This window comes from Flavobacterium sp. FG139 (genome assembly GCF_057809695.1).
Genome location: NZ_JBMDKL010000004.1, coordinates 245,464 through 255,865 on the forward strand (window position 1 = coordinate 245,464; position 10,402 = coordinate 255,865).

Below are 10,402 nucleotides of genomic sequence, written 5' to 3' on the forward strand. Positions count from 1 at the left end.
ATCAATAAAGTAGTTTAAAATTCAACACCATGTAACATTTTGGAAACTTCTTACAAAAAAAATCACTTAAAAAAGTCTTAAGTTATTAAAAATCAATGTATATTTGAAACACTATAAATCAACCAAACATGAAAAAACAATTACTCTTATCGCTTTTGGCGGTAGTTTTTACGTCTATTTTTTCAGGATATTCTCAGTGTGGCACTACTTTTACCGACTCCGGTGGCACTAGCGGAACCTATCAAAACAATGAATCAATTACAACTTTAATGTGCCCAAACAATCCAGGTGAAGTTGTTTCTGTTACATTTACTTCTTTCAGCATTGAATCTAATTTTGATTTTTTAAAAATTTATGATGGTGCCGATGCAACAGCCCCATTGATTGGTAATTATACCGGAACTACAAGTCCTGGTACTGTTACCGCAACTTCTGCATCAGGATGTTTAACCTTTGTATTTACTTCCGACAATTCCGTTCAGCAACTTGGTTGGATAGCCAATGTAAACTGTAGTATTCCAACACCGGTAACTTGTCCTTCTCCAAATAATGTTCTTGCCACAAGCAATTCCAATACAAGTATCAATGTTAACTGGATCGAAACTGGAACAGCCACACAATGGGAAGTATTGGTTTTACAATCGGGAAGCACCCCAACTGCTACTTCAGCAGGAATTATTGCAACTTCAAGTCCGCTTGTGGTATCCAATTTAACGCAAGGCACGGTTTATAACGTATATGTTCGTGCTTTGTGCTCTTCAACCGATATAAGTACTTGGTCAAATCCATTTGTTTACACAACACCTTCGTGTGCTGCTCCTACACAAGTAGTAGCTTCAAACATCACGCAAACAGAGGCAACATTTTCATGGGCTTCAAACCCAAGTATCACTTCGTGGGAAGTGGCTATTCAGCCAAACTCAATTACAACTATACCTGCAACTGGAATACTTGTTAACACCAATAGCTATACTGCATCAGGACTAACTTCTGGCGTTGTCTATAATTTATATGTTCGGTCAGTTTGTGGAAATGGTGCGTACAGCTCTTGGGCGGTGTTATCATCGATTGCAACTGTACCACCACCTTTAACAACACCAGTATGTGGAGGTCAATTTTTGGATAATGGTGGATTGAATTCCAACTATTTTAATGGTACCGATTCGACTGTAACGGTTTGCCCTCAAACACCAGGAGAACAAGTAACCGTAACTTTTTCAACATTTGACACTGAAACATCATGGGATGCTTTATATGTTTATGATGGAACGTCTATAACTGCTCCTCAAATTGCGAGTGCTAATCCTGCCGGAAGTGTTCCTGGAGGATTACCAGGAGGATTCTGGGGTACAGCAATCCCTGGTCCATTTACATCATCTGACACAAGTGGTTGTTTAACTTTTAGATTTAGAAGTGACAGTTCGGTAAACAAAACAGGATGGAATGCCAATGTAGAATGTTTGATGCCGTCAACCTGCCCAAAACCTACAAGCCCACTTGTAACAGCAATCACAGGTACCAATGCCACTGTGAGTTGGACGGAAAATGGAAACGCTACACAATGGGAAGTACTCGTATTACCAGCAAGTAGTCCAGCTCCTCTTCAAACAGACAACGGAACAGTAACTTCTTCAAATCCATTTCAAATCACTGGATTATTGTATTCAACTGCCTATAAAGTGTATATAAAATCAATATGTGGCACAAACGATTCTAGTCTTTGGTCATCTGTGGCTACATTTACTACTTTTTCAACAAATTGCTTTGCTCCCACTAATGTGGTTGTAAATTCGCTAACGGCAACCAGCGCTAACATCAGTTGGGTTCAAAATGGTTCTGTTTCACAATGGGAAGTCTATTTGGTTCCATCAGGTTCTCCTGCACCTACTACAACATCTACTGGAGTTTTAACCCCTACAAATTCCTATCAGGCAACTGGTTTAACAACAGGCACTAGTTATGCTTTCTATGTTAGAGCAGTTTGTTCAGCAACTGAAACAAGTTCTTGGTCGAATGTTATCACTTTTGCACCATTTGTAACTTCGCAACCCATTGTAACCAACACTACACAATATTCAATTAATCAATTAGTGACTAATGTACTGATTAACAATCCGTGTATAAACGTTTCAAATATTTCATCCGTTTCTGGAAACAATTATGGCATGGCGACCGGAATTGGTTATTTTACCAACACCAATCCATTATTTCCTATTTCTTCTGGATTAATTCTTTCTACCGGAAATGCCTTAAATGCGCATGGTCCAAATACTACTACATTAAGTGATGGAAACTCAAGTTGGCCAGGAGATGCTCAATTATTTAATTATATTCAAGGATTAGGAATTGACCCTGCATTATCCAGCTATAACAATGCTAGTGTTTTGGAATTTGATTTCTCAAGTTTGAATTCATACATGAGTTTTAATTTCTTATTTGCTTCAGATGAATATGGAACATTCCAGTGTGATTACACCGATGCTTTTGCCTTCTTCTTAACCGATTTAGATACTGGTACTACTACTAATTTAGCAGTGATACCAGGCACCACAACTCCAGTTTCTGTAGTAACTATAAGAAATGGAGTAAACAACACTTCTTGCGGTTCGGCTAATCCAGCGTTCTTTGACAGCTACACAGCTCCTCCAACAGCAGCAGCTAATGGAGCTTCGACCAATTTTAATGGTCAAACCGTTAAAATGACGGCTTCATCAAATATTATCCCGAATCACAATTATCATATCAAATTGGTTATTGCCGATAGAAACGATTCGGCTTTTGACTCGGCGGTATTTATTGAAGCAGGAACATTTGCCTCTGGACCACCAGAATGTTCTGACAAAATTGAGTTAGTTGCCTTTATTGATGAAAATGGAAATGGCATTAAAGACACTAATGAAGTTAATTTTACTTACGGCTCTTTCACATCATTACAAAACAATACTGGAAGCACTACAAACATTTCGTCTCCGTTTGGAACCTATACTGTTTATGATTCAAATCCGGCTAATGTTTATGACTTTGGATATGTGATTGACACCGAATATGCACCTTATTATACCTTAGGAACTGTAAATTATGACAACATCAATATTCCTGTTGGAAGCGGCACACAAACATTGTATTTCCCAATTACATTAACACAAGGATTTAACGATGTTAGCGTAACGATTGTACCTGTTGGAGTTCCAAGACCTGGGTTTAGTTATGTAAATAAATTAGTGTATAAAAATTTGGGAATTGTGGCTACTTCAGGAACACTTTCGTTCACTAAAGATCCAAATGTTACCATAAGCAATATCTCTCAAACCGGAACCATTGCTAATACTAACGGATTTACCTATAATTTTTCTGGTTTAGCACCTTATGAAACCCGATACATTTATGTAACTATGAATGTACCTCCAACGGTTGCATTAGGCACTTTATTAACCAATTCATCAACTATTACTGCAGCTTCAAATGATATTAATTTGAATAATAATTCTCATTCAAGCACACAAGTTGTGGTGGCATCGTATGATCCAAATGACAAAATGGAATCGCATGGTGAAAAAATTCAATTTAGCCAATTCAGTCAAAATGAGTATTTATATTATACGATACGATTCCAAAATAATGGAACTGCAAATGCAATAAACGTGAGAATTGAAGACTTTTTAGATGCTAAAATTGACGAGCAAAGCATTCGAGTGGTTAGTGCTAGTCACAACTACATTATGGAACGTGTAAACAACAAAATTACTTGGAACTTCAATTACATTCAATTGCCTAGTTATTTAGAAAATGCCGATTTATGTAAAGGATATGTTACGTTCAAAGTAAAATTAAGGCCAGGATTTGCAGCCGGTGATATCATCCCAAATACAGCTTCCATCTATTTTGACAATAACGCGCCAGTAATTACAAATACCTTTCATACCGAATTTTTGGCCGCTCTTGCAAACACCACTTTCAATAGTGACAACTTTGTAGTGTATCCAAATCCGGCCAATTCATTTGTTCAAATTAGCTTACAACATACTACAGAAAGCATCCAAAACATTACCATTTATGATGTTTTAGGGAAATCAATTAAAGTAATTAAAAACAGTGCTTCTAATGAATTAACTATTGATGTATCTGATTTGTCTAAAGGAGTTTATTTACTAGAAGTTACTACAGACAGCAATTTAAAATTGACCAAGAAATTAGTCATCAATTAACAATTAAAATTTACCTCAAAAAAAAATCCCGAGTTTTACTTCTCGGGATTTTTTTATCGGTTTAGCCACCAAATGCTAAAGTTCAAAACTCCTGCAAATCCTACCCAAAGCAGGTAAGGAATTAGCAACATTCCTGCTCTTTTATCGATTTTTTTAAATTGATTGTACACTTCAAAAATCATTAGCCATAGCAGAATTAATTCAATTAATGCCAAGAATAGATTGTGCAAGTAAAAGAAAATAAACGACCATGCTGCATTAAGCGCTAATTGAAATATGAAATATTTAAAGGCTGTTTTCACCGCTTTTTCATTAGTATCCATTTTGTTCCAAACTAAACCACCAGCCAATCCCATCATGATATATAAGGTCGTCCATACCGGTGCAAATATCCAATTGGGCGGATTAAAAACTGGTTTTACTAAAGTGGGATACCAAGTGGTTATACTCTCACGAGTTACCATTCCGGATAAATAACCTACCACCAAACACGTCATTAAGACCAAAGCAATTCTTAAAATCTTTTGCATTTTGTTTATTTTTTTTACAAATGTAGTAAACAAAATGATTTGATTTTTTCTAAAATAAGTATCTTTGTCTAAAATTAAGTTTATGCTAACTGAAAAAGATTTTATTTTTCATCCAAATAACACAACAATCAATAAAGGTAGTTTTCAATGGAGCGCACCAAGTAACATTGCTTTAGTAAAATATTGGGGCAAAAAAGCCAATCAAATTCCTGCTAATCCTTCCATTAGTTTTACATTAAACCAATGCAAAACCATAACTAGATTAGCTTTTTCACTAAAAGAAAATAACGGTAATTTTTCTTTTGATTTATTATTTGAAGGAAAACCCAAAGAAGATTTTAAACCTAAAATTCAAAAGTTTTTTGAACGAATTGAAATCTACTGCCCGTATTTGAAAAACTATCATTTCACCATTGATACTCAAAACACCTTCCCTCACAGTTCAGGAATAGCATCTTCTGCTTCAGGAATGGCTGCTTTGGCTGTGAATATTATGAGTTTGGAAAAAGAACTAAATCCAAACATGAGTGACGATTTCTTCAATCAAAAAGCGTCTTTCTTAGCGCGTTTAGGATCTGGAAGCGCTTGCAGAAGTATAAAAGGCAACATTGTGGTTTGGGGAAATCATGCAGAAATTGAGAGCAGTTCCGATTTAATTGGAGTTGAATTTCCGTTTAAAGTGCATTCCAATTTTAAGAATTACCAAGACACCATTTTATTGGTTGATAAAGGCGAAAAACAAGTATCAAGTACGGTTGGACATGATTTAATGCACAATCATCCATTTGCAGAACAGCGTTTTTTACAAGCTCATTACAATTTATCTGCTATTAAAAACGTTTTAGAAAACGGCAACTTAGAGCAATTTATTCAAATTGTAGAAAGTGAAGCCTTGACTTTACACGCTATGATGATGACCTCAATGCCGTATTTTATTTTGATGAAACCCAATACTTTGGAAATCATCAACCGCATATGGAAATTCAGAAATGACACAAAAATTCCAGTATGTTTCACACTTGATGCCGGAGCAAACGTACATGTTTTGTATCCCGAAAACGTTAGCGTTGAAACTTTGCAATTTATTAAAGACGAATTAGTTGGCTATTGTCAAAATGGTCAGTATATTTGTGATGAAATTGGTTTTGGAAGTCAATTGTTAATTGTCAATTAAAAAAGATATGAAAGGACCCTTATTTTACTCTAAAATATTACTCTTCGGAGAATATGGTATTATCAAAGATTCTAAAGGATTATCCATTCCTTATAACTTCTATAATGGCGCTTTAAAAGTAGATGAAAATCCAACAGAAGAAGCAATAAAATCTAATGAAAGTTTACAACGATTTGTAACTTATTTAGAGCAATTACAAAACGAACAACCTGAATTAGTAACTTTTAATCTTGACCTTTTAAAATCGGATGTTGCCCGAGGCATGTATTTTGATTCGAGCATCCCACAAGGCTATGGCGTTGGAAGTAGTGGTGCTTTGGTAGCTGCTATTTACGACAAATATGCTCATGACAAAATCACGGTTTTAGAAAACTTAACCCGAGAAAAATTGCTTCAATTGAAAACAATTTTCTCTCAAATGGAATCTTTTTTCCATGGAAAAAGCTCTGGTTTGGATCCGTTAAACAGTTATTTAAGCATTCCGATTCTTATCAATTCTAAAGATAATATTGAAGCTACTGGAATACCATCTCAAAGTACCGAAGGTAAAGGCGCCGTATTTTTGTTAGACTCCGGAATTGTAGGCGAAACGGCTCCAATGGTAAATATCTTTATGGAAAACTTAAAAGATCAAGGTTTCCGTACCATGTTAAAAAACCAATTTGTAAAATACACCGATTTGTGTGTAGAAAACTTTCTTGGTGGTGATAAAAAATCGTTATTTTCCAACACTAAAAAGCTGTCAAAAGTAGTATTAAACAACTTCAAACCTATGATTCCAGAACAATTTCACGGAATATGGCAAAAAGGAATTGACACTAACGATTACTACTTAAAACTTTGCGGTTCTGGCGGCGGCGGTTATATTCTTGGTTTTACGGAAGATTTAGAAAAAGCAAAACAATCTTTGAAAGACTATAAGTTAGAAGTTGTATACCAGTTTTAACTTATAACTATGTTGAGCAGACAATCCAAACTTACCATTCTGAAAATCATCAGTATGTTTTCTGTGGTACGTGGCTACAACATCCCAATAATTGCCTTAGCACAGTATTTATCGGCAATTTTCATAATGGCTCATGAAAAAAGAGCACTTACGGTTATACTCGATTTTAATCTTTTCATTATTGTTGTCGCTTCAAGTTTAACCATTGCTTCTGGTTATATTATCAATAATTTTTACGACAGCAAAAAAGACTTAATCAATCGTCCAAACAAATCTAAAATCGACCGATTAGTTAGCCAACGAACCAAGCTTCAAGTATATTTTACTATAAATTTTGTAGTCGTTTTATTAGCGCTTTTGCTATCGTTTAGAGCCGTATTGTATTTTTCGGTATACATTTTTCTAATTTGGTTTTATTCCCACAAATTAAAAAAATACCCAATCATAGGCAATCTGACCGCTTCATTGCTTGCCGTATTACCTTTCTTTGCCATACTTTTATACTACAAAAACCTGTATCCACAAATATTTGCGCATGCCTCTTTCTTATGTTTACTTCTTTTAATTCGAGAAATAATTAAAGATTTAGAGAATATTAAAGGCGATATTGCCAACGGATATCAAACAATTCCTGTAAAATATGGTGAAGTATTTGCAAAAAAGACCATCACACTTCTCACGGTTTTGACCGTTTTGCCAGTCTATCTTTTAGTAGAAACTTTCGATGTAGGGTATATGGACATTTACTTTTACGTAAGTCTCATTATCTTAATTTTCTTTTTACTTCTTTTGTGGAAAGCCAACACCAAAATACAATACCTTCAACTGCACAATATCCTCAAATTTCTGATTGTCTCTGGGGTATTTTGTATTGTATTAATAGACCCAAAGGTCTTAATTCATGGAAGAAGTATTCTGAGTATTTAGAAGCGAATCAGTAGTAATTGTTGTCATCCTTATTCCTGCTGTACGCTATATCCCGAAGCATCGGGATGCCGCTCCCATCAGGGCTATTTAGTAATCTATTGGATAAAAATTAGTAGCCCAACACTACTTCTCTTCTTTAAACCAACCCGAATACATCACATAATTGTTAGAAATACGTTCTATTTCTCCAGCAAAATCGGAAGCATCAATATCTTTCACTTTCTTAGCAGGTATTCCAGCATAAATCGTTCCAGAAGGTACAACGGTATTCTGCGTAACCACCGAACCAGCGGCTACAATTGAATTGCTTTCCACCACACAATTATCCATCACAATAGCGCCCATTCCAATCAGCACATTATCATGAAGTGTACAACCATGAACAATGGCATTGTGGCCAATAGAAACATTATTTCCAATATTCGTTGGATGTTTTTGATAAGTAGCATGAATAATAGCACCGTCTTGAATATTAACTTTATTCCCTATTTTAATATAATGCACGTCACCTCTAACTACGGCATTAAACCACACACTGCAATTCTCGCCAAATTCAACATCTCCTACAATGGTTGCATTTTCAGCAACATAACAATCTTCTGGAATCTTTGGCGTCTTGCCATTTACCGATTTTATTATCATAACTATTCTAAAAAAAGAATCCCGATTAGTATCGGGATTGTATTATTAATTAACTGCAGGACAATTACAGTGGTATTTTTCAGGTTTACAAAACAAGTTAATCCCCAAAGTAATTTGATGGAAACCTCCATTATCAAACTTAACATTACCCATCAAATGTGAGTACGTATACGCAAACATATAATTCTTATAATTAACTCCTAAAATAGGTGTGAAATATTGTAACTTCTGTGTTGAAATAGCATTTCCTTCCACATATTCTGCACCATCTAGACTTCTTCTGTAAGATAATCCACCCCAAAGCTTACCAAAATCAAGTGTTTTATAAGCTTTCAAGTTTAAATCTACTGTAGATTCTTTAGTTTGAAAAACATGTTGAAACATCATAGAAGGTTCAAACAAAATTCCTTCCGAATCACCAAAAGTATATCCCATATTATAAACCAATCTTTTCAAGTTAACTGGTTCATATGCGGTATATAAATTTCTTGAACTGGCCAATACATTTTTTACCGTAAAATGCGCATAAAAATCTAAAAAGTTATAAGATGCTCCAATATCCATATTGAAATACGATGCTTTTTGAACAACCGTTCCATCAATAATTGGATCATAACTTGGATTGTTCGTCATGAAATCAGTTTCATCCAATATACTTTGAGCAAATCCTACATTCATACCAAAAGACAATTGGTTCAAATCTACATTATCTCTAGAAAACATAATGTGGTGTGCATAAGCAACTCTGAATCCCTTTTGTGAGTGATATCCGTTTTTATCATTTAACAAAATCACACCCATACCGTCTTTTTCTGACACGCTTCCATTGAAACTCACCGTTTGTAATGCTGGTGCATCCGTTTGACCAAACCATTGTTGTCTTGCGGTAAGACGCAATTTGGAACAATTTGCAGCTCCTGCCATAGATGGATGCAATAAGAAATAATTATCGGACAAATAATCCGAATATACTGGTAATATTTCTTGTGAAAAAGATTTTGTCGTAATTAATACTACTAACGCTAGAAAAAAATGTCTAAACTTCATTGTTATTATCGTTTTAATGAGAAATGGGCTTTAAATTGTTTTATTGCATCTGCTTCTTTATAATCTACGGTAAACCAGTAATCTGTTGCTGGCATTAGGTTTCCATTATAAGTTCCGTCCCAACCTTGGCTTTGCGGACTGATTTGTTTGATTAATTTTCCTTGGCGGTCAAATATATAAATTTTTGCGTTTATTTGTGTACTCAATCCTACAATATTCCACGTATCGTGTATTCCATCGCCATTTGGTGTAAAATAATGCGGATAATCAATAATTTGAACTCCTGTTAATATCAATGGATCACAACTAGTGGCTACGCCACCTTCACTATCCCAAACCGTAACATAATGCGCTCCAAGAGGTACGTTCTCAAACACATTGCTGGCTTGTCGTGGTCCGTCGTCTAAACTGTACAGGTACGTTCCGTAACCATCCACAGTAACCGTAATGGTTTGATTGTCTGAAAACGCATTAGTAATAGTATATCCCGAACTTCCTGCTGGCATTGGTACGGCTTGTCCCGATTGAAGTACTGTAAAATCGGGTGAGGTACCACTACAACCTAGTGTACTGGTGCTGGTCATCACCACACTGAAATGCGTACTGATGTTATCAGCAAAAGTTTGATTTACTAATAAGGTACTGCCTGTTGCTCCTGGAATTGCCACTCCTGTAGCATCAAACCACTGGTAGGTGTAATTCGGTATTGCCACTCCGGGTACATACGCTGTAGTATTGGTAGCCGTAAGCACTAAATCACGTACTACTTGATGCGTATTGAAATCCACACAAATCACATTGGTATCTGCTGTAATGAGCGGTTGTGGCTCTTGCTCAATGGTAATGTTGAATGATCCAATTCGTGCACAATGTGTAACATTGTTCTCCACACGTATCCATACCGTTTGGGTGTGCGCTTGGTAGTTAGGTA

At 35.6% G+C, this 10,402-nt stretch carries 8 protein-coding genes; 4 read left to right on the top strand and 4 right to left on the bottom strand.

What is annotated here, in order from left to right; translation table 11 throughout:
- Window positions 1–128 precede the first annotated feature (128 nt).
- Window positions 129–4,205, top strand: coding sequence for a DUF7619 domain-containing protein (locus tag ACODSI_RS05325; RefSeq protein ID WP_488915812.1), 4,077 nt, complete (start codon window positions 129–131; stop codon window positions 4,203–4,205).
- Window positions 4,206–4,258: 53 nt separating this feature from the next.
- Here ACODSI_RS05325 and ACODSI_RS05330 read toward each other — a convergent pair whose 3' ends face one another.
- Entirely contained in the window at window positions 4,259–4,735 is a 477-nt protein-coding gene (locus ACODSI_RS05330) for a TspO/MBR family protein (RefSeq protein WP_488915813.1), read from the bottom strand.
- 82 nt (window positions 4,736–4,817) lie between these two features.
- Here ACODSI_RS05330 and ACODSI_RS05335 point away from each other — a divergent pair, with 82 nt between their 5' ends.
- Genes ACODSI_RS05335 through ACODSI_RS05345 form a run of 3 tightly spaced genes read left to right on the top strand, consistent with a single transcriptional unit; the run spans window position 4,818 to window position 7,782 of the window.
- Window positions 4,818–5,909, top strand: coding sequence for a diphosphomevalonate decarboxylase (locus tag ACODSI_RS05335; protein ID WP_488915814.1), 1,092 nt, complete (start codon window positions 4,818–4,820; stop codon window positions 5,907–5,909).
- A 7-nt stretch (window positions 5,910–5,916) separates the two neighbouring features.
- Window positions 5,917–6,855, top strand: coding sequence for a mevalonate kinase family protein (locus tag ACODSI_RS05340; protein WP_488915815.1), 939 nt, complete (start codon window positions 5,917–5,919; stop codon window positions 6,853–6,855).
- Window positions 6,856–6,864: 9 nt separating this feature from the next.
- Window positions 6,865–7,782 (top strand): geranylgeranylglycerol-phosphate geranylgeranyltransferase, encoded by a 918-nt coding sequence (locus tag ACODSI_RS05345; protein WP_488915816.1) that lies wholly within the window; start codon window positions 6,865–6,867, stop codon window positions 7,780–7,782.
- A gap of 123 nt (window positions 7,783–7,905) precedes the next feature.
- On the opposite strand, the gene ACODSI_RS05350 is transcribed toward ACODSI_RS05345, so the two are convergent.
- From ACODSI_RS05350 to ACODSI_RS05360, 3 genes are all read right to left on the bottom strand, one after another.
- Window positions 7,906–8,424, bottom strand: coding sequence for a gamma carbonic anhydrase family protein (locus ACODSI_RS05350; protein ID WP_488915817.1), 519 nt, complete (start codon window positions 8,422–8,424; stop codon window positions 7,906–7,908).
- Window positions 8,425–8,469: 45 nt separating this feature from the next.
- On the bottom strand, window positions 8,470–9,471 hold the full coding sequence (locus ACODSI_RS05355) for a PorP/SprF family type IX secretion system membrane protein (RefSeq protein WP_488915818.1): 1,002 nt from the start codon (window positions 9,469–9,471) through the stop codon (window positions 8,470–8,472).
- A 5-nt stretch (window positions 9,472–9,476) separates the two neighbouring features.
- Window positions 9,477–10,402: T9SS type B sorting domain-containing protein (locus tag ACODSI_RS05360; protein WP_488915819.1), on the bottom strand; the 926-nt coding region annotated here is incomplete at its 5' end.

Excerpts from the sequence above, each read along its gene's own strand:
- ACODSI_RS05325 (WP_488915812.1), top strand. The coding sequence starts at position 129 with ATGAAAAAACAATTACTCTTATCGCTTTTGGCGGTAGTTTTTACGTCT.
- ACODSI_RS05330 (WP_488915813.1), bottom strand. The coding sequence starts at position 4,735 with ATGCAAAAGATTTTAAGAATTGCTTTGGTCTTAATGACGTGTTTGGTG.
- ACODSI_RS05335 (WP_488915814.1), top strand. The coding sequence starts at position 4,818 with ATGCTAACTGAAAAAGATTTTATTTTTCATCCAAATAACACAACAATC.
- ACODSI_RS05340 (WP_488915815.1), top strand. The coding sequence starts at position 5,917 with ATGAAAGGACCCTTATTTTACTCTAAAATATTACTCTTCGGAGAATAT.
- ACODSI_RS05345 (WP_488915816.1), top strand. The coding sequence starts at position 6,865 with ATGTTGAGCAGACAATCCAAACTTACCATTCTGAAAATCATCAGTATG.
- ACODSI_RS05350 (WP_488915817.1), bottom strand. The coding sequence starts at position 8,424 with ATGATAATAAAATCGGTAAATGGCAAGACGCCAAAGATTCCAGAAGAT.
- ACODSI_RS05355 (WP_488915818.1), bottom strand. The coding sequence starts at position 9,471 with ATGAAGTTTAGACATTTTTTTCTAGCGTTAGTAGTATTAATTACGACA.